Annotated in this window: 21 protein-coding genes; 2 read left to right on the forward strand and 19 right to left on the reverse strand. The window is 73.8% G+C overall.

The features are described from left to right. Window positions 1–70: 70 nt before the first annotated feature. On the forward strand, window positions 71–268 hold the full coding sequence (locus ABZ479_RS05320; RefSeq protein WP_499609863.1) for a hypothetical protein: 198 nt from the start codon (window positions 71–73) through the stop codon (window positions 266–268). A gap of 85 nt (window positions 269–353) precedes the next feature. Here ABZ479_RS05320 and ABZ479_RS05325 read toward each other — a convergent pair whose 3' ends face one another. Both ABZ479_RS05325 and ABZ479_RS05330 read right to left on the reverse strand, forming a co-directional pair. After that, on the reverse strand, window positions 354–1,379 hold the full coding sequence (locus tag ABZ479_RS05325; protein WP_500460220.1) for an MsnO8 family LLM class oxidoreductase: 1,026 nt from the start codon (window positions 1,377–1,379) through the stop codon (window positions 354–356). 62 nt (window positions 1,380–1,441) lie between these two features. Continuing rightward, window positions 1,442–2,020: a dihydrofolate reductase family protein gene (locus ABZ479_RS05330; RefSeq protein ID WP_500460027.1), complete on the reverse strand. Its 579-nt coding sequence runs from the start codon at window positions 2,018–2,020 to the stop codon at window positions 1,442–1,444. A gap of 141 nt (window positions 2,021–2,161) precedes the next feature. On the opposite strand from ABZ479_RS05330, the gene ABZ479_RS05335 reads away from it, so the two are divergent. After that, window positions 2,162–3,736: an MFS transporter gene (locus tag ABZ479_RS05335; RefSeq protein WP_500460028.1), complete on the forward strand. Its 1,575-nt coding sequence runs from the start codon at window positions 2,162–2,164 to the stop codon at window positions 3,734–3,736. A 30-nt stretch (window positions 3,737–3,766) separates the two neighbouring features. On the opposite strand, the gene ABZ479_RS05340 is transcribed toward ABZ479_RS05335, so the two are convergent. From ABZ479_RS05340 to ABZ479_RS05420, 17 genes are all read right to left on the reverse strand, one after another. Then, window positions 3,767–4,228 carry a DUF5709 domain-containing protein gene (locus tag ABZ479_RS05340; RefSeq protein ID WP_499609854.1) on the reverse strand — a complete coding sequence of 154 codons (462 nt, stop codon included), beginning with the start codon at window positions 4,226–4,228 and terminating at the stop codon, window positions 3,767–3,769. Between the two features lie 240 nt (window positions 4,229–4,468). Continuing rightward, on the reverse strand, window positions 4,469–4,930 hold the full coding sequence (locus ABZ479_RS05345; protein ID WP_499609851.1) for a hypothetical protein: 462 nt from the start codon (window positions 4,928–4,930) through the stop codon (window positions 4,469–4,471). 290 nt (window positions 4,931–5,220) lie between these two features. Next, window positions 5,221–5,592, reverse strand: coding sequence for a low affinity iron permease family protein (locus tag ABZ479_RS05350; RefSeq protein ID WP_500460030.1), 372 nt, complete (start codon window positions 5,590–5,592; stop codon window positions 5,221–5,223). 92 nt (window positions 5,593–5,684) lie between these two features. Then, entirely contained in the window at window positions 5,685–6,674 is a 990-nt protein-coding gene (gene hypE / locus ABZ479_RS05355) for a hydrogenase expression/formation protein HypE (RefSeq protein WP_500460221.1), read from the reverse strand. A 79-nt stretch (window positions 6,675–6,753) separates the two neighbouring features. Further along, on the reverse strand, window positions 6,754–7,878 hold the full coding sequence (gene hypD, locus ABZ479_RS05360; protein WP_499609845.1) for a hydrogenase formation protein HypD: 1,125 nt from the start codon (window positions 7,876–7,878) through the stop codon (window positions 6,754–6,756). Then, complete coding sequence (locus ABZ479_RS05365; protein WP_499609842.1) at window positions 7,875–8,171, reverse strand: HypC/HybG/HupF family hydrogenase formation chaperone; 297 nt, start codon at window positions 8,169–8,171, stop codon at window positions 7,875–7,877. Before ABZ479_RS05365 ends, hypD begins: the two co-directional genes overlap by 4 nt. Continuing rightward, entirely contained in the window at window positions 8,171–10,546 is a 2,376-nt protein-coding gene (gene hypF, locus ABZ479_RS05370) for a carbamoyltransferase HypF (RefSeq protein ID WP_500460031.1), read from the reverse strand. Before hypF ends, ABZ479_RS05365 begins: the two co-directional genes overlap by 1 nt. Then, on the reverse strand, window positions 10,546–11,337 hold the full coding sequence (gene hypB, locus ABZ479_RS05375; protein WP_500460032.1) for a hydrogenase nickel incorporation protein HypB: 792 nt from the start codon (window positions 11,335–11,337) through the stop codon (window positions 10,546–10,548). Before hypB ends, hypF begins: the two co-directional genes overlap by 1 nt. A gap of 5 nt (window positions 11,338–11,342) precedes the next feature. Then, on the reverse strand, window positions 11,343–11,741 hold the full coding sequence (locus ABZ479_RS05380; RefSeq protein ID WP_500460033.1) for a hydrogenase maturation nickel metallochaperone HypA/HybF: 399 nt from the start codon (window positions 11,739–11,741) through the stop codon (window positions 11,343–11,345). Between the two features lie 155 nt (window positions 11,742–11,896). Continuing rightward, window positions 11,897–12,001 (reverse strand): DUF6893 family small protein, encoded by a 105-nt coding sequence (locus tag ABZ479_RS05385; protein WP_499609831.1) that lies wholly within the window; start codon window positions 11,999–12,001, stop codon window positions 11,897–11,899. Between the two features lie 52 nt (window positions 12,002–12,053). Then, window positions 12,054–12,572 carry a hydrogenase maturation protease gene (locus ABZ479_RS05390; protein WP_500460035.1) on the reverse strand — a complete coding sequence of 173 codons (519 nt, stop codon included), beginning with the start codon at window positions 12,570–12,572 and terminating at the stop codon, window positions 12,054–12,056. Further along, window positions 12,569–13,933: a hypothetical protein gene (locus ABZ479_RS05395; protein ID WP_500460037.1), complete on the reverse strand. Its 1,365-nt coding sequence runs from the start codon at window positions 13,931–13,933 to the stop codon at window positions 12,569–12,571. Before ABZ479_RS05395 ends, ABZ479_RS05390 begins: the two co-directional genes overlap by 4 nt. Next, complete coding sequence (locus ABZ479_RS05400) at window positions 13,930–14,580, reverse strand: DUF6084 family protein (protein WP_500460038.1); 651 nt, start codon at window positions 14,578–14,580, stop codon at window positions 13,930–13,932. The genes ABZ479_RS05395 and ABZ479_RS05400 overlap by 4 nt, the downstream gene beginning before the upstream one ends. Beyond that, entirely contained in the window at window positions 14,577–15,227 is a 651-nt protein-coding gene (locus ABZ479_RS05405) for a DUF5947 family protein (RefSeq protein ID WP_500460040.1), read from the reverse strand. Before ABZ479_RS05405 ends, ABZ479_RS05400 begins: the two co-directional genes overlap by 4 nt. After that, on the reverse strand, window positions 15,224–15,745 hold the full coding sequence (locus tag ABZ479_RS05410) for a NifU-related iron-sulfur-binding protein (protein WP_500460041.1): 522 nt from the start codon (window positions 15,743–15,745) through the stop codon (window positions 15,224–15,226). Before ABZ479_RS05410 ends, ABZ479_RS05405 begins: the two co-directional genes overlap by 4 nt. Then, a complete protein-coding gene (locus tag ABZ479_RS05415) occupies window positions 15,742–17,526 on the reverse strand; it encodes a nickel-dependent hydrogenase large subunit (RefSeq protein ID WP_500460042.1) in 1,785 nt (594 codons plus the stop codon). Before ABZ479_RS05415 ends, ABZ479_RS05410 begins: the two co-directional genes overlap by 4 nt. A gap of 66 nt (window positions 17,527–17,592) precedes the next feature. After that, window positions 17,593–18,678, reverse strand: coding sequence for an NADH-quinone oxidoreductase subunit B family protein (locus ABZ479_RS05420; RefSeq protein ID WP_500460043.1), 1,086 nt, complete (start codon window positions 18,676–18,678; stop codon window positions 17,593–17,595). Between the last annotated feature and the right edge of the window lie 525 nt (window positions 18,679–19,203).

A 19,203-nucleotide genomic window follows, 5' to 3' on the forward strand; every position in this document is an offset into this window, starting at 1 on the left:
CGCGAGACAAGCCAGCTACTCTTCACGTAAATATGCCGATTTGTGGTTGACCGCGAGGAAAGTGGGAAGCATGGCCCAGCGCTCAGGAACGCTGCTCGTCCCCGTGCCCGGTCTGTCCGGCACGCTGTACCCGGTCGGCACGCGCGTGGCCATCAGCGGTCTCGGTTCCTCCGTGGACGCCTTCGTGGACGGCGACTGGCTGCCGCTGTCGTGGTGGGAGTTCGCCGAGGGCCGCAACGACGACGTGTACGAGGGCCCCTCGGTCTGACGGGTTCGCGATCCGGGCCCCGCGAGCGTAGTTGACGGACCATCAGGCAAGCGGCGCCGCCGCCCCCGCGCCCGCTGACGCTTCGTCAGCCCGCTGTCACGGCCCGCGTGTCCAGCCCCGCGAGCCGGGCCAGGCGGCGGTGCGAGTCCAGCAGCGCCGACCGGTCGTGGCCGGCCGTGGTGACCAGCACCTCGTCCGCCCCCGTGCGGGCGACCAGCCCCGACAGCGCGGCCGTCACCTCGTCCTCGGTGCCGTGGACGCCGTTCGACAGCGTCCCCTCGAACACCTCGCGCTCGCGCGCCGTCATCCGCCTGGCCAGCACCTCCTCCGGCGGCGCCAGCGGCGGGAACTCACCCCGGGTGCGCGCGTGCGCCAGCGACCAGGCCTCCGACACCAGCAGCCGCCGGGCCGCCTCCGTCGTCTCCGCGACGGACACGGGCGCCGACACCACGACGTACGGCCGAGCCGCCCACGCCGACGGCCGGAACGCCCCGCGGTAGCCCTCGATCGCCTCGCGCATGCGCTGCTCGCTCCGTACGCCCGCGATCACCAGCGGCAGCCCGAAGGCCGCCGCCGTGGCCGCCCCCGCGCCCGTCGCCAGGACGAAGGCCGGGACGCGCATCCCCTCCGGCGGCCTGGGGTGCACCGCTCCGGGGCCCGTCGTGCCGGTGAAGTAACCGAGCAGTTCGGTCAGCAGTTCCTCGAAGTCGTCGGCGGCGCGGGCGTCACGCCCCAGCGCCCGGCGCACCCCGTCCGTGAATCCCACCGACCGCCCCAGCCCCATGTCGATCCGCCCCGGGAACAGCGACTCCAGCACCCCGAACTGCTCCGCCACCACCAGCGGACGGTGGTTGGGCAGCATGACCCCGCCGGTGCCGACCCTGATCCGCGACGTGGCCGCCGCGACCGCCGCGGCCAGCACCGCGGGCGCGGACCCCGCCACGCCCGGCACCCCGTGGTGCTCCGACACCCAGAAGCGGTGGTAGCCCAGCTCCTCGGCGTGCCGCGCCAGCCACACGGTGTCCCGCAGCGCCTGCGCGGGCCCGGCGCCCGCGCGCACGGGGGAGCGGTCGAGGAGGGAGAAGGGGACCGGGGGCAGCTGCGGTGCGATCACCTCTTGTGCAACGCCCACCGCGGTACGGGATTCCCGCACCGCGGAGCCCCGGCGGCCGCTCAGTCCTCCCGGCGGGCGTAGGTCACGATCAGCACGCCGCTCTTGTACGTCCGCGCCTCGGTCACCTCGTACGCCTGCGGGACGAAACCGCCCGCGAACAGCGGCACACCGGTGCCCACGGCCACGGGGTTGATCTTGACGACCAGCTCGTCGACCTCCGGCCGCAGCGAGCCCGCCAGCCGCCCGCCCCCGCACAGCCAGATGCCCGCGCCGTCCTGCTGCTTCAGCCCGCGCACGAACTCCACCGGGTCACCGGTGACCAGCTCCACCGCGGGGTCCGGGCTCGCGCCCATGCTCCCCGACACGACGTACTGCCGCAGGTGCGGGTACGGGCTTGTCAGCCCGAACGGAAGCCCCACCTCGTAGGTGGCCCGGCCCATGAGCACCGTGTCGAACCGCCGGTTCGGCGCGTCGGCGACCCCCAGCGGACCCCGGGCCTGCACCGGCAGGGTCTCCGGGTACTCCGCGAGGACCGTCTCCATGTGGTCGCCCACGGCGGCGAGGAAGTCGTACTCGCCCCCAGGCCCGGCCACGAACCCGTCGATCGTCGACGCCACGAAATACGTCAGCTTGCGCATGCATCCCCCCGGTACGCGATGATCGTCGGCCGGGGCCAAAACAGCGTGCGCGGGTACCCCACCGCCACGCGCTACCACGGCCCCCGGAGTAGATTCTCGGTTGACGACCGACGGGCACGGCGGGGGATGGCGGAGGCTGCGATGACGGAAGCCGCGGGCGCGACGGGCCGGGCCGGGACGCTGACGCTGAGCGGGGCGAGCGGGCGGTGGGTCCTCGCGGCGGTCGTCCTGGGATCGGGCATGACGCTCCTGGACGGCACCGTCGTCAACGTCGCCCTCCCGACCATCGGCAAGGACCTCGGTGCCACGCTCGCCGGCCTCCAGTGGACGATCAACGCCTACACCCTCACCCTCGCCGCGCTGATCCTGCTCGGCGGCTCGCTCGGCGACCGCTTCGGCCGCCGCAAGCTCTTCGTGATCGGCACGGTGTGGTTCGCCCTGGCGTCCCTTCTGTGCGGCATCGCGCCCACCATCGAGGTGCTGATCGGCGCCCGCGCCCTGCAAGGGGTCGGCGGCGCGCTGCTCACCCCCGGTTCGCTGGCCCTGATCCAGGCGTCCTTCGCCTCCCAGGACCGGGCCCGCGCGATCGGGGTGTGGTCGGGCCTGGGCGGCATCGCGGGGGCGCTGGGGCCGCTGCTCGGCGGCTGGCTGGTCGACGCCGTCAGCTGGCGCTGGGTCTTCTTCATCAACCTCCCGCTGGCGGCCGTGGTCGTCGCGGTCGCGTCCCGGCACGTCCCGGAGAGCCGCGACGAGAGCGTCAGCGGCGGCTTCGACGTCACGGGCGCGGTGCTCGGCGCGGTCGGCCTCGCCGGGGTCACCTACGCCCTGATCGCTGCGGGCGGCAACCACCCGGACATCGCCGCCGTCTGCGTCTCCGGAGTGGTGGGTGTGGCCGCGTTCGCCGGGTTCGTGGTCACCGAGCGGCGCAGCCGGCACCCGATGCTGCCGCCCAGCCTCTTCGCGAACCGCCAGTTCACCGCCGCGAACCTGGTCACCTTCGCCGTCTACGCGGCGCTCGGGGGGCTGTTCTTCTTCCTGGTGCTGGAGTTGCAGACCGAGGCCGGGTACTCGCCCCTGGCCTCCGGGACGGCGCTGCTGCCCATCACGGTCATCATGCTGGCGCTGTCCGAACGCGCGGGCCGGCTCGCCGAGCGCATCGGGCCGCGCATCCCCATGACCGTGGGCCCGGCGGTCTCCGCCGTCGGCCTGCTCCTGATGCTGCGGATCGGCGCCGACGCGTCCTACGTCGCCGACGTCCTGCCCGCGGTGTGCGTGTTCGCCCTCGGCCTGGCGGCCACCGTCGCCCCGCTCACCGCCACCGTCCTCGGCGCCGCCGACGTACGGCACGCCGGCACGGCCTCGGGCGTCAACAACGCCGTGGCGCGCGCGGCGGGCCTGCTCGCGGTGGCGGCCCTGCCGCTCATGGCCGGGCTCTCCGGCGACGACTACGAGGACCCGGCCGCCTTCGGCCACGGCTTCCGCGTCGCCGTCGTGATCTGCGCGGGGATGCTGGTGGTGGGCTCGCTGCTGGCCTGGTTCGGCGTCCGCTCCGACGTGCTCCGCGAAACCCCCGAGGAGCCGGTGAAGCCGGTCCCGCCGTGCAAGCACTACTGCGCGATCGGCGCCCCGCCCCTGCAGAGCGACGTGGAACCCGTCCAGGGGAAGGCGGCCGGCGCCGGGCCCGGGAGCCGCGAGGAAGGCCCCCCTGCCGGCTGACCCGGCTGCGTCGTGTGCCCCCGCCGGGGGTCAGTACTCCTCGGACTCCGGTACGAGGTGCATGGCGGCCTCCTCGGCGGAGGCCGCCGCCCCGTCGATGCCGATGTCCTGGGCGACCATGCCGTCGGTGTCGTAGTGCGCCCCCTCGTCGGGGGCGACCAGCCGTCCGGCGCGCGGCCCGCCGACCTCGCCGTCGATCAGTTCGCCGTCGGTGTCCCACGCGTCCCCGATGCCGTCGCCGTCGGGGACGGGCAGGTCCGGGAGTTCCTCGGCCAGGCGTTCGTCGAGCGTCTCGCCCCGCAGCCGGCCCGCCGCGGTGATGGCGGGCTTGTTCACCGCCCAGGGCCGCTCCGGCGGCGAGTAGCCCTCGTCGAGTATCTGGTCGACACCGTGGTAGTCCAGGGTGTCCTCGGGCTCCAGCAGCCCGGCGTCGTCCTGCACCTCTGACCCGTCCGGCTGGTAGACCTCGTCACCCATCTCGTTGTCTCGCATGTCCGTCTCCTCGCTCACGCGCCGGCACCGCCTAGGCGCCGCCTCGCGGGCCGCGCGCCCCCTCTCCCCTCCACACTCTTCCGTCCGGACGCCGATCGCCACCCGGAAGCGTGAAAAGGGCCGGTGCGGGAACGTCCCCCGGACCTTCACCCGCGGTCCCGTGCGGCGCCGCCCCGGCCGCGCCGCAGTCGTGCTGCACGGCGGCCGGGGCGGCGGTCCGGAGACCCGGGCTCCGGGGGGTCAGCGCCCGGAGGACCGGCGGCCGGAGGAACCGGAGTCGCCGCAGTCCAGGTCGGCGAACCCGCGGCCGAAGTCGGAGAAGCCGCGGTCGAAGCCGGAGAACCCGTGCCCGGGACCCCGGACCACCCGGAAGGACGCGGTGGTCTGGATGCGCGGGGGGCACCGCAGCGTCACGGTGTACCAGCCGGGACGGGTGTGCTTCGGCACCCGGAAGGTGCCCGCCAGCAGGCCGCTCCTGCCCAGGGGCAGCAGGTTGATCTGGCCGCCGGCTTCGGACTGGCCCTTGGAGTAGTTGGCGTCGCGACCGCAGGCCGTGGTCGTGACGGTCAGCCGCATTCCGGGGACGGCGTAGTAGGGGGTGACCCAGGCATCGGAGATGTCATTGGCGGAGGCATTGGGGATGGTGAGACCGATGACGGCCGCGGCCATGGCGACGCCGCCAAGAACGCGTGTTGTAGGCATGAGGCAGCTCCAGGTCGAACGGGCAGGGTGGGCGAGCGGTCCCTGGCGGTCCGCTCCACGCGGAGCAAAACAGCACCCCGGGGGGCCTGCCACCCGAAGCAGCCGCCTGTGGTGCCGCACCTGGCCGTAACCGGCCACTTGTCCGGCACGTCACCGCAGGTCAGGTGGGATGCGCCCACCGCTCTGGGTTCAGCGTCGCGCCTACCCGCAAACAGGTGACGAACCGACAGATCGCGGACCCCAAAAGTAGATTGACGAATCGTCAGAAACAGGGGCGGTCGGGCACGCGCTCAGGCCTCCTTGTGGAGGCCGATCACCTCGCGCAGCGCGTCGCGGGCCTCGTGCGAGCTGCCGCCCTGCTCCAGCAGCGCCGCGGCGATCGCGTCCAGTTTGCGCTGGACGGCGTGCTCGGCGCGGCGTTCGGCGTTCTTCAGCAGCGCGAGCAGCAGCAGGGTGACCGCCGTCATCAGATCCGCCGCGAACAACTGCCAGTTCAGGGGCAGCCCGAGGGCGTGCACGACGAGGAAGCCGGCCACCAGGAGCAGGCAGACGGCGTAGAAGAGCGGCGATGCCGTGAAGTTGGACGCCGCCTCGGCGAGCCGCTCGAACCGGCCGCGTCCGGTCTCGTCGTCGGTCCGTTCGGCGGGATGCCGGAACGTCACACCGTCCTCCCGGGGGGTGATCGCCGGCGATGCGGCGGTGCGGCGCGCGGGGCACCCGGCCGGCCCGCGTGGGCCGGCCGGGTCGCGCGCGGTCAGCAGATGCGGGGCAGTTGCTCACCCAGCGGCAGGTCCACCACCCGCGTCCCGCCCAGCCCGGTACGGGCGACGACCATGCCCGCGTGGTCCGTCACGCACTCGCCGACGACGGCCGCGCCGGCGCCCAGCGGATGCGCGCGCATCGCGGCCAGCACCTCGTCGGCCACGGCGCGTGGCACGAAGGCCACGAGCCGGCCCTCGTTGGCGACGTACATCGGGTCCAGGCCCAGCACCGTGCAGGCGTTGGCCACCGCGGGCGGCACGGGCACCGCCCGCTCCTGCAGGACGACCCCGACACCCGCGGCCGCGGCGATCTCGTTGAGGGCGGCAGCCAGACCGCCGCGCGTGGGGTCGCGCAGCACGTGCACGTCCGTCGTGACGCGCAGCACGGCTTCGACGAGCCCGCCGAGCGCCGCCGTGTCGCTCTCGATCTCGACCCCGAACTCCAGGCCCTCGCGCACGCTCATCACGGCGACGCCGTGCGCCCCGATCTCCCCGCTGACGATGACCACGTCGCCCGGCGCGGCGCGCTGCGGACGGATGTCGACCCCGTCGGGGACCAGCCCGATGCCCGCGGTGTTGATGTACAGCCCGTCCCCGTGGCCGGCTTCGACGACCTTGGTGTCCCCGGTGACGACCTCCACCCCCGCGGTGCGCGCGGCCGCGCCCAGCGCCTCGGCGACCCGCCCCACCAGGGGCATCTCCACGCCCTCCTCCAGGATGAAGCCGCAGGAGAGGTAGAGGGCCCTGGCACCGCTCATCGCCAGGTCGTTGACGGTGCCGTTGACGGCGAGGTCGCCGATGCTGCCGCCGGGGAAGAACAGCGGCCGCACCACGTAGGAGTCGGTGGAGAACGCCAGCCGGGCCCCGCCCAGCGTCACGACCGCGGAGTCGGCGAGCCCGGACAGCACCTCGCCGCCGAACGCCGGGGCGAAGACGTGCCGTACGAGTTCCGCGGACAGCGCGCCCCCGCCGCCGTGGCCCATCACCACCCGCGGCTGGTCGCGCAGCGGCGCGGGGCACGTCCAGCCGGAGAAGTCCGGCGCGGCGAGGGTCTCGGTGAAGTCAGCCAACGGGGCTCGCCTCCAGGGGTGCGCTGGTCCCGCCGAGCCGGCGGTAGAGGTAGTACGCGGCGCAGGCCCCCTCGCTGGAGACCATCGTGGCGCCCAGCGGGGTGCGGGGTGTGCAGACACCGCCGAACGCCTCGCACTCGTGGGGCTTGATCAGGCCCTGCAGCACCTCGCCGCTGCGGCACTCCGCCGGCTCACGCGTGGTGATGCCGGTGACGGAGAACCGGTGCTCGGCGTCGTACTCCCGGTAGCGTTCCGACAACCGCCACCCGCTGTCGGGGATGACGCCGATCCCGCGCCACGCGCGGTCGGTGATCTCGAAGACGTCCGCGAGCATCGCCTTGGCCGCGGGGTTGCCCTCGGGCCGCACCGCGCGCGGGTAGGCGTTCTCCACCCGGTACTCGCCGCGTTCCAGCTGGCGCACCGCGCGCCGGACGCCCTCCAGGATGTCCAGCGGCTCGAAACCGGTGACGACGATGGGCACGCCGAAGCCGTCCGCCAGCTCCGGGTACTCCTCCGTCCCCATCACGCTGCACACGTGGCCGGCCGCCAGGAACCCCTGCACCCGGCAGTCCGAGGAGCGCATGATCGCCTCGATCGCCGGCGGGACGCGGACGTGGGACACCAGCAGGCTGAAGTTGGGGATGCCGAGCCTGCGCGCCTGGTACACCGTCATCGCGTTGGGCGGGGCGGTCGTCTCGAAGCCGATCCCGAAGAACACGACCTCGCGGTCCGGGTTCTCCCGGGCGATCCGCAGCGCGTCCAGCGGGGAGTAGACGACGCGTACGTCACCGCCCTCGCCGCGCACGCCGAACAGGTCGCGCCCGGTGCCGGGGACGCGCAGCATGTCGCCGAAGGAGCAGAAGACCACCCCGGGGCGGGAGGCGATCTCCAGTGCCTTGTCGATGACCTCCAGCGGTGTCACGCAGACCGGGCAGCCGGGGCCGTGGATGAGTTCCACCTCCTTCGGCAGGAGCTGATCGATGCCGTGCCGGATGATGGTGTGGGTCTGGCCGCCGCACACCTCCATCAGCGCCCAGGGCCTGGTCACCGTCGCGTGGATGTCGTCCAGCAGTCTCCGGGCCAGCTCCGGGTCCTGGAACTCGTCGATGTACTTCACCGCTCCGCCTCCGCCGTCGTTCCCGCGTCGGCGGCCGCCTGCTGCCAGGGGTCGCCGAACTCCTCCTCCAGCAGCCCGAGGTTCCCGAAGAGGGCGAGCGTCTGCCGGGCCGACTCCTCGTCGAGCCGCTGCAACGCGAAGCCGACGTGGACGATGGCGTACTCGCCGACCTGGAGGTCGGGCAGGTACTCCAGGCACACGTCCTTCACCACGCCGCCGAAGTCGACGACCGCCATCTTGGTGCCGTCACGTTCCTCGATCTCCAGCACCTTGCCGGGTACCGCCAGGCACATCAGCTGTCTCCTCGCTGTGGATGGTGGGGGATGCCGCGGGCGGCGGCAGCGACGACGAGCTGGCCGAGCGCCAGGCCCCCGTCGTTGGGCGGCACGAGCCGGTGGCGCAGCACCGTGAACCCGTCCGCGTGCAGGTCGCGGGCGCACGCGGAGGACAGCAGCGCGTTGGCGAAGACGCCGCCGGTGAGCGCCACCGTGCCGAGGCCGTGACGTTCCCGCAGGGCGCCGCACACGCCCCGGACGAGGTCGGCCACCGCCCGGTGGAACCGTCCGGCGATCACCCCGGCGGGCACTCCCGCGGCCAGGTCCGCGACGACGGCCGCCAGCACCGGGCCCGGGTCGCAGGCGGTCGCCCCGCCGGCACCGGCGCCCTCGCGCGGTACGAAGGCGTAGCCCTCAGCGGGCACACCGCCCGCCGCGACCGCCGCCGCCTCCAGCTCGACGGCGGCCTGCGCCTCGTACCCCGCCACATGGCACACCCCGGCCAGCGAGGCGACCGCGTCGAAGAGCCGGCCCATGCTGGAGGTCGGGACGCAGTGCAGCCCGCGCGCCAACTGCACGTCCAGGACGACTCGTTCGCCCTCCGGGCAGGCGTCTGCGCACGGCAGGCCGGGCGTCCAGGGGAGCCCGGCCGCCCTCAGGTGCGCCAGCGCCATCCGGTAGGGGCGGCGTACGGCCGCGTCACCGCCGGGCAGCGGGGTGTACGCCAGGTGCGCCGCCCGCCGGAAGCCCGCGTAGTCGGCGAGCAGGAACTCACCGCCCCACACCGCGCCGTCGTCGCCGTGGCCCGTGCCGTCGAAGGCGACGCCGATCACCTGGCCCGTGCCGTCCAGTCCGGCCTCGGCCATCGCCGCCGCGACGTGTGCGTGGTGGTGCTGCACCTGCCGCAGCGGCCGGCCGCCCGCGGCGCGCACCGCCCAGGCCACCGAGCGGTAGCCGGGGTGCCGGTCCGCGGCCAGCAGTTCGGGCCTGACCCCGGTGATCCGCTCCAACTGCCGTTCCGCGTCGCTGAAGGCGGTCAGCGTCGCCAGGTCGTCCATGTCGCCGACGTGGGCCGACAGCCAGGCATGCCGGCCCTCGCCCACGCAGAAGGTGTTCTTCAGGTCGCCGCCCACGGCGAGCGCGGGCGTCACCGGGACGGGCAGCGGCACGGGGAGGGGCGCGTAGCCGCGCGAACGCCGCACGGGCAGTTCCTCGCCGTCGCAGATCCGCACCACCGAGTCGTCGCAGGGCACATGGATGGGCCGGTCGTGCGTGAGCCAGGCGTCCGCCAGCCCCGCCAGCCGCTCCAGGGCCTGCCCGTCGTCGGTGACGATGGGCTCGCCCCCCAGGTTGCCGCTGGTCATCACCAGCAGCCGGGGCCCCGGCGGGTCGCCCGGCAGCCCCAGCAGCAGGTGGTGGACGGGTGTGTACGGCAGCATCACCCCGAGGTCGGCCACCCGCGGCGCCACGGCGTCCGCCACCGCGCGCACCCCCGCGCGGCGCCGCAGCAGCACGATCGGCCGGCGGTTGCCGGTCAGCGCCTCCCGCTCGGCCGGGCCGAGGTGGGCCAGCGGTTCGACGTCCGCGACCTCCCGGGCCATCAGGGCGAACGGCTTGTCACCGCGGCCCTTGCGCGCCCGCAGCAGCCGCACGCTCTCCTCGTTGCCCGCGGCGCAGGCCAGGTGGTAGCCGCCCAGGCCCTTCACCGCGAGGATCGCGCCCGCCGCGAGCAACCGCCGTGCCCCCGCGAGCGGTTCACCCTCCAGCCCCGCGCGCAGGCCGCCGGGCACGACCAGCCGCAGCCGGGGACCGCAGTCGTGGCAGGAGACCGGCTGCGCGTGGAAGCGGCGGTCGGCGGGATCCTCGTACTCGGCCCGGCACGCCGCGCACATCGGGAAGCGGGCCATGGTGGTGTTGGGCCGGTCGTAGGGCAGGCCGGTGACGATCGTGAAGCGCGGCCCGCAGTGCGTGCAGGTGATGAACGGGTGCCGGTGGCGGCGGTCCGCGGGGTCGCGCAGCTCGGCCAGGCACGCCTCGCAGGTGGCCGTGTCGGGGGAGACCAGGGTGCGGGAGGCGGTGTCGCCGGGGCGGGAGGGGCTGATCGTGAAGTCCGTGCCGCCCGCGAGGGGCACGGGGCGGTGGGACACCGACTCGACCACCGCCAGCGGCGGTGCCTCGGGTCCGATCCGGTCGCAGAAGGCCGCGACCGCGCCGGGGGCGCCCTCGACCTCGGCGACCACCCCGTCCCCGGTGTTGCCGACGTGCCCCGCGAGCCCCAGTTCACGGGCGAGGCCGAACACGAACGGCCGGAAGCCGACCCCCTGCACAACCCCCCGGACCAGCACCCGGCGGCGCTGCGCGGTCCGGGCCGCGGGCCCCGGCTGACCCGGCATCAGTGCGTGTGGCCCACGGAGCGGGTGAGCCCGGCGGCGTCCTCGTGCGGGTGTCCGTGCGCGTCGGTGGGCCCGTGGTCGTGCCCGTGCCCGTGTTGGACCGCGGTGCGCGCCATCACCGGACGGTGCACCGCGGCGCCGGCGTGCACGGCCAGCGCCCGCTCCAGCAGCACGCCCGCGCCGTCGCCGTCCCGCGAGGAGGTACGGACGACCTCCACGCCCGGGTTGACCTGCGCCACGGCCGCGAGGAAGGCCGGCTCGTCGAAGCCGACCGCCTCGGCGATGTCGTACTTCGTCACGAGCACCAGGTGGGCCAGCCCGAAGGCCGTCGGGTACTTCAGCGGCTTGTCCTCGCCCTCGGTGACCGAGGCGAGCACGACGCGCAGCGACTCACCGAGGTCGTACGAGGCGGGGCACACCAGGTTGCCGACGTTCTCCACGAACAGCAGGTGCGTGCCCTCGGGGAGCCAGGTGTCGACGTGGCGCCGCACCATCGCCGACTCCAGGTGGCACAGCCCGTCGGTCAGCACCTGCCGCACCGGGGCGCCGGAGCGGGCCAGCCGGGTCGCGTCGTTCTCGGTGGCGAGGTCGGCGGTGAGCGCCGCCACCGGCACCCCGCGCAGCCGGGCCAGCCCCAGTTCCGACTCCAGCAGCGCCGTCTTGCCGCTGCCCGGGCTGGACAGCAGGTTCACCATGACGGCCCCGCGTGCGGCGAGTTCCTCCCGCAGGTCCTGTGCGCCGCGTTCGTTCCTGGCCAGCACGGACTGCCGCAGATCGGTCACTTTGCACATGGCTCTCAGCGCTCCTCGGGGAGTGTGGCGGCCGGCCGCCGCTGCCCGGCCCACCGCACCTCGGTGATCCGCAGTTCACGGCCGGACAGCAGCTCCGTCGCCGCGCCGTCGCAGCCGGGACAGGTCAGCCGCGGGGGCATGCCGGTGGGCCAGTCCCGCGCGCAGCGCGCGCAGCGGGCCCGGCCGGGGACGGTCTCGGTGGTGAGGGCCGCGCCCTCCAGTACGGTGCCGGTGCAGGCGAGGTCGAAGCTGAAGGCGAGGGCGTCCGCCACGACACCGGCGAGTTCGCCGACCTCCAGGTGGACGGACTCCGCGCAGGGCGCCGCGCCCGTGCCGTCCGCGAGCCGGGCGGCGGCCTCCTCGACCTGCTCCACCACCGCCACTGCGATGGACATCTCGTGCATCGGCCTCTTCTCCGGTGTGCGGGTACCGGCCGGGCCCCGGCTGCCGGCGGGCCGGCGGGCGGCGCCGGCGGCTCACGCGGCTCCATTGAAGGCCCGGCTCCCGGGACACCCGGCCCGCCACGCCGCCGGGCCGGCACCGGCCTACCCGTTCGGCCTCACATGGACCGGATGTGCAGGTACCGCTTCACGTCCGGCAGGACGCGGGACATGGCGAGGGCGGCCACGGCCGCGCCCACCGCGCTCAGGGCGATCTTCCACATGGCGGGGTGCTCCTTTCTGCTCGTCGCTGCGTGCCGCGGCGCGGCGGGCCGGTCAGGCCACCGCGTGCGGGTCGGCGGGCCGGTCGCTCTCCTCGCCGACGACGCGCAGCACCAGGCGCACGGCCTCGTCCACGGCCGCGGCCACCGGAGCGCTCAGGCCGATGCCCTCCTCCAGGCAGGCCGGCTCGCAGCCCACCACCAGGACCCGGGAGGGCCTGGGGGCACCCGTCCCCGCGCTGAGGGTGTCCAGGAGTGCCAGCACCGTGTCCGGGGTCATCCGGTGCCCGTCGACGAGGGCCGCGCCGGGCCCCTCGCCGCCGGGCGGCGGCGCCTCGATCAGGTGCAGCGTGCCGGGGGAGCCGCCGCGCGCGACGGCGTCGACGAGGACCACGCTGCGGTAGCCGTCGAGGAGCTGGTACGCCAGGTGCACGCCCCGGACGCCGGTGTCGGTGACGTGGACGCCGTCGGGCAGCGGGTGCCCCGACAGCCGGCGCACCACCTCGACGCCGAAGCCGTCGTCCCCCAGGAAGACGTTGCCGATGCCCGCGACCAGCACGCCTCCCGTGCTCACGCGTCCTCCAGGGGGGCGAGTTCGTCGGGCTGGAAGTACAGGAAGCGGCCCTGCTCGCGGCGGATCTCCGCGCCGGGGTCGCCGTCCACCGTGACCGCGAGGTGCACCCCGCCGTCCACGTCGTGCAGCACCGCCTCGACCTGGGCGCTGCGCCCCTGCAGGAACAGGTCCTGCGCGTCGGTGCGCCGTCGTCCCGGGCGCAGTACGACGCGGCTGCCGGCGGCCACCCAGGTGTCGCCGACCATGACGCGGTCCCGGGCCGGGTCGACGGAGGCGTCGGCGCCCGGGTCCCACCAGGGCGTCGCAGGCGCCTGCGCGGGCGGGGCCTGCGGACCGGTGACCTGGCGCAGTTCGCGCACCGCGCCGTGCAGACGCTCCATCACCTCCGGCGGCATGGAGTCCGCCAGGTCGATCACCGCCGCGGCCCGTTCGTCCGTGCCGCGCGCCTGCCGCTTCTCCTCGTCGGTGAGGGCGGCGGTGCGCAGCGCCAGGATCTCGTCGATCTCGGTGGCGTCGTAGAGCGCGCCGGGGCTCTCCGGGGCGATCCGCGGATGGTCCTCCAGGATGATGGGGGAGGACAGCACCACGTTCGCCGCGGCGTGGTCGCCCGCCAGCACCGGCCAGGTGTTCTCGTTGCGGCACTCGGCGACGGCGGCCTTCGCCCACTCCGGCGGGTCGGTCATGGACACGAAGTAGCCGGCGGTCAGCCGCAGCATCAGATGGGCCGAGACCAGTGCGTGCGGCAGTGCCTCCTCCCGGTTCGAGGCCAGGGCGCTCCCGGTGTTCTCCGCCACGGCGGTCAGCCGCAGCACCCGGTAGGGGCCGGGCAGTTCCTCCGCCGACAGCCGCAGGGCGCCCTCGAGGCGTGCCCGGCGGCGCACGACGCGCCCGGCGGGGAGACCGTCCTCGCCGGTGACGATCTCGCTGTCCTCGCTCGCGGGGACGGTGAACGGCAGGACCAGGTCGTCGGCGGTCAGCGCCGTGACGTCCACGGACAGCTCGACGCGCTCCTCCACGCCCTCGTCCCACGGGACCAGCACCCGGTCCGGCAGCGGGAGTTCGTCGACGGGCTCGAACTCGCCGTCGAGCAGGACCCGTTCCACGGTGCGCCGCTGGGCGTGCAGGAAGCGCAGCTCCGCGTGGAGCGCGGAGTCCGCGCGCGGCTCCATGAGGATCTCGGTGCGCTGCAGCACGGGTTCGCCGGACGCGGCCGCCCACACCGGGGGCACCAGCACCCCGAACTGCCAGCGCATGCGGTTCTTCGCCGAGGACGCCCGGTAGGGGTAGAGCACGTAGCCCTCGAACAGGACGGCGTCGGCGGCCTGACGGGCGGTCGCGAAGTGTTCCGTCGCTGCCGTCACCGGGCACCCCCCGCCGGGGCGGCGGCGCCGGCGAGCAGGGCCTCGACGGTCGCCTCCCACGAGGGCAGGGCGTGGGCGCTGCGGAAGGACCGCAGCGACTCCAGCGCCGTGCGCGGCAGCCGGATCCAGCCGCACCCGGGGAAGTGGGCGTCGATGGCCTCGCGCCACACGGTCACCGGCATGCGGCACACGGCCTCCTTGTCCCAGGGCACCGGCCGCACCTGGAAACCGCCCGGCCCGACGAAGGCGGTGCCGGAGAAGAGCAGCAGCAGCGGCGCCTCGCCGTCCTCCAGGGCCTCGAAGTACTTCGCGGAGGCGACGTCCATGTCGTAGGTGCACGGCACCGGCAGGTCCACCTCGGTCTCGCCGGTGAAGCCCGGCACCATCAGCGGCACCTGCGCGAACTGCAGGGGCTGCAGGGTGCTGCCCCAGCGCGCCCGCTCGCCGAAGAGGTCGCCGAGGCCCCGGGCCTCCGCGTCGTCGCCGTAGGCCCGCTGTGCCGGTTCGATGCGCAACTGGCAGCGCAGCGCGAGGGCGTGCACCCGCTCCCCGCCGGAGGCGGTGATGCGCAGCCGGAAGACCAGCGTCGGTCCGGCGGCGTACGGATCGGCCCGTACGCCCGTGCAGCCGAAGTCCAGCTCGGTCACGTCGGCAACCCCTCCCGCGGCGCCGCGGTCGCGGCCCGCTGTCGCACGTCGTCGAAGAAGGCGGCCAGTTCGGCGCGGGCGCCGGAACCGCCGTCGAAGCCCTGCCAGTTCAGCCGGAGCCGGCCCACCAGTTCGTAGGCGCGGTCGACCGGCAGCAGGAAGCACTCGCCGCCGTCCTGCGCGCCGTCGTCCCGGCGGACCAGCAGGGCCTCCACGTCCGGCCGCAGGGTGCCGGCCAGCGGTGAGCCGCCGAACACGGCCTGCCAGGTGGCCGGTTCGACCTCGCTCTCGGTGGCGCCGGCCGGGCTCGGGTAGAGCACCACCGGCCGGCCGAGCGCCGAGTTGTGGAAGAAGAAGGCGACCGAGACGGGGATGCGCAGCTGCTGCCAGGTGGCCGCGTCGGGCACCGACCCGGGGTCGCTCAGTACCCGGTCGGGCACGGCGGCGAAACGGCCGCCGCCCGCGCCCGGCCGTTCGAGGAGCAGCGCGCACGGTACGCAGGCGCAGGCCAGCGCCCGCTGTCCGGCGTCGACCAGGTGCCGGTGCGGGCCCGTCAGCTCCACCCCGCACAGTTCGCAGCGTTCGGGCGTGGGTTGCCGGGGCGCCACGAAACGGCGCAGTCCGGCTCCGGTGGTACGGGGGCTCACGGCGCCCCCGGCGGACGGTTGCCGATCTGCAGCAGCGCGGGCTCGCCCGCCGCCGGGCCGGAGGCCGGCATCTCGACCACCGACACCTCCGGGGCGAAGCAGGACAGGGCCGCCTCGATGCGCTGCCGGGTGGCGTCCATGGTGCTGGGGCAGCCGCAGCCGCCGTCCTCGCGGGCGCTCAGCCGCAGCGTGCCGGTGTCGGGGTCGAAGTGCTCGACGCCCACCGTCGCCCCGGCGCGGGCGGCCTCCACGGCGCGGCCGACCCGGGTGAGGGTGTCCTCGGGGTGCAGGTCGTGGAGGGTCAGCAGGCCCGCGACCATCTCGTCGGCCATCAGCACCGCGAGCGGTTCCGTCGACCCGTTCTCGAGGAGGGTGACCGCACGGGCCAGGCCGGCGCCGTAGAACTCCATGAGGGTGCGCACCAGTTCCTCGGCGGCGCGTGCCGTCTCGCCGTCGCCGGAGGCCGCGAACGCGTCGAGGATCTCCTCGACGCGACGCGCCGTCTGCTCGGCGCTCATCCGGCCATACCGCTCAGGCCGGTGGGGACGTGGAGCTTTTCGACCGTGCGTCCGCCGCCGACGTACATGTGGACGCCGCACGGCAGGCACGGGTCGAAGCTGCGCACGGCCCGCATGATGTCGATGCCCTTGAAGTTCTCCGGGGAGTTCTCCTCGAAGATCGGGGTGTTCTGCACGGCGTCCTCGTACGGGCCGGGGGTGCCGTAGGTGTCGCGCACGCTGGCGTTCCACGGGGTCGGCGGGTACGGGTGGTAGTTGGCGATCTTGCCGTCGCGGATGACCATGTGGTGCGAGAGGACACCGCGGACGGCCTCGGTGAAGCCCACGCCGATGCTCTCGTCCGGGACCTCGAACTTCTCCCACGTCTGGGTGCGGCCCGCGCGGACCTCCTCCATCGCCTTCTCGCAGAAGTACAGGGCGCAGGCGGCGGAGTAGGCCTGGAAGTAGGTGCGGGCCCGGTTGCGCTCCAGGGCGTTGCTCCACTGCGGGATCTTCCACTCGAAGGTGGTCTCCGGCTTGGTGAGCGTCCTGGGCAGGTTGATCACCACGCTGTGCCCGGTGGCCTTCACGTACCCCATGTCGACCAGGCCGTTGAGGGCGGTGGACCACAGACGGGCGAGCGGGCCGCCGCCGGTGTCCAGCGCCAGGTGGTCCTTGCCGTCGAACCAGCGCGGGGACATCACCCAGCTGTACTTGTCGTCGAAGTCGCGCTTCTGGGGCGCGGGGATGGTGTGCTGGTTCCACGGGTGGCGCGGGTCGACCGGGTTGCCGAGCGGGTCGTGGGTGACGAACTGCTGCTGGCCCTCCCAGTCCTGGTAGTAGGAGCTGCCCAGCAGGATGCGGATGCCCAGGTTGATCTGCGTGAGGTCGTTGGTGACCAGCTTCCCGTCCACCACGATGCCGGGGGAGACGAACATCTTGCGTCCCCAGTCGGTCATGTTGGCGTACGTGAAGTCGCAGTGGTCCGGGTCGTTGAGGGCTCCCCAGCAACCGAGCATGATGCGGCGGCGGCCGACCTCCTCGTAGCCGGGCATGGCCTCGTAGAAGAAGTCGAAGAGGTCGTCGTGGAGCGGCACGACGCGCTTCATGAACTCCACGTACCGCATCAGCCGGGTCAGGTAGTCGGTGAACAGCTGCACCGACGCGATGGTGCCGACGCCGCCCGCGTAGAGGGTGGAGGGGTGGACGTGCCGGCCCTCCATCAGGCAGAACATCTCCCGCGTGTAGCGGCTCACTTGGAGCGCCTCGCGGTAGAACTCGCCCTCGAGCGGGTTGAGCGAGCGCATGATGTCGCCGATGGTGCGGTAGCCGTGTTCGGCGGCGTGCGGGGCCTCGGTGCGGTCGGCCTGCTCCATGACGCCCGGGTTGGTCTCGCGGACCATCTTCTCGCAGTAGTCGACCCCGACCAGGTTCTCCTGGAAGATGTTGTGGTCGAACATGTACTCCGCGGACTCGCCGAGGTTGATGATCCACTCGCCGAGGTGCGGCGGCTTCACCCCGTACGCCATGTTCTGCGTGTAGACCGAGCAGGTGGCGTGGTTGTCGCCGCAGATCCCGCAGATCCGGCTGGTGATGAAGTGCGCGTCGCGGGGGTCCTTGCCCCGCATGAAGACGCTGTAGCCGCGGAAGACCGACGAGGTGCTGTAGCACTCCGCGACGCGCTTCTGCTTGAAGTCGATCTTCGTGTGGATGCCGAGGCTGCCCACGATCCGGGTGATCGGATCCCAGGACATCTCCATCAGGCCACTGCCGTCTCCGGCCGTCTTCGTCTTCGGAGCCATGGTGTGTGCGTGCCCTTCGTCAGGCGGGGGAGGGGGGTGGCCGGTGGCCGGGGCGGTGCCGTGGGGTCACCAGGGCGCCTTGTAGCCGGTGGTGAGCTTCCGGCCGGTGTGACGCCACTTGGGCTCCTTGTCCACGGTCCTGGCCGTGATGGAGCGCAGCCGCCGGATCGCGGCGCCGTACGCGCCGCTGGCGGTGCTCGACAGCCGCGCACCGGGCGGCTCGTCCATGAACGGCATGAACATGTCCGGGAAGCCGGGCATCGTGCAGGCGATGCAGATGCCGCCGACGTTGGGACAGCCGCCGATGCCGTCCATCCAGCCGCGCTTGGGGACGTTGCACTTGACGACCGGGCCCCAGCAGCCGATCTTCACCAGGCACTGCGGCGAGTCGTAGCGGTCGGCGAACTGGCCCTGCTCGTAGTAGCCGGCCCGGTCGCAGCCCTCGTGCACGGTCGCGCCGAACAGCCAGGCCGGGCGCAGCTTGTCGTCCAGCGGGATCATCGGCGCGGAGCCGGCCGCCTGGTAGAGCAGGTACGTCAGCGTCTCGGCGAAGTTGTCGGGCTGGATCGGGCAGCCGGGCACGCAGACGATCGGGATGCCCGCCTTCGACTTCCACTCCCAGCCCAGGTAGTCCGGCACGCCCATGGCGCCGGTCGGGTTGCCCTCCATGGCGTGGATGCCGCCGTAGGTGGCACACGTGCCGATGGCGACCACGGCCAGGGCCTTGGGTGCGAGACGGTCGATCCACTCGCTGGTGGTGATGGGCTGGCCGGTCTCGGGGTTGTCGCCGAAGCCGCACCAGTAGCCCTCCGCCTTGATCGCCTCGTTGGGGACGGACCCCTCGACGACCAGGACGAACGGCTCGATCTCGCCGCGCTCGGCCTTGAAGAACCACTCGATGAAGGTGTCGGCGCCCCCCACCGGACCGCACTCGAAGTCGATCAGCGGCCAGTGCACCTGGATCTTGGGGAGGCCGGGGAGGCCGCCCAGGACGATCTCCTCGATGCTGGGCAAGGTCGCGGCGGTCAGCGACACCGAGTCGCCGTCGCAACTCAGCCCCGCGTTGATCCAGAGGATGTGGATCGGGGCTTCCTCGTCCCCCGCTGCCGGGGTCCCCGCGGCGTCGTTCTGGGTCGAAGCAGTCGCATCCATCGGGATGCCTCCTCATCGAGCGACAAATGCCACATAAAGGCATCTATCCCCCTTGATAGCGAGTGGCTCGCCGGGAGGGGACGTCGAAGAGGGCCAATACGGTGACCGCCCCGCGATGCCTGGCGCAGGCCCTTGAGTCGTGGCCAAGGGTGCTCCCGCGCGGCCAGGCGCGCGGGGGAGCGGCCGGGCGCCCGCGCTGCGGGGTGGTCGTCGTCGTAGGGGGTCGCGATGTCGCGGAAGCCGATCGGCGGGCGGGCTGCCGTCGGCGCGAGCGGCCGGCTTCCGGCGGGCGGACATCTGGGGCTCTCGCTGCCGGCTGCCGCGGCCGGGCGCCGGTGGCCGGATTTCCCGGCCCTCTCGCTCCCGGTCGTTCGCTGTCGCGGGGTGCCGGGCCGTCCGAGCGCGCGGAGCCTCCCGTGCTGCGGGGGTGCCGTAGCCGCGGCGGTGGCCACGACCGTATCCCGAGTCGGGGCGGCGTTCTCCGGGTTCCCGCGCGGCTCCGGCGTGGGCCCCCGGGGCGCTCCC

The organism is Streptomyces sp. NPDC005722 (assembly GCF_040630935.1).
In the GTDB taxonomy this organism is placed as follows: Bacteria; Actinomycetota; Actinomycetes; order Streptomycetales; family Streptomycetaceae; genus Actinacidiphila.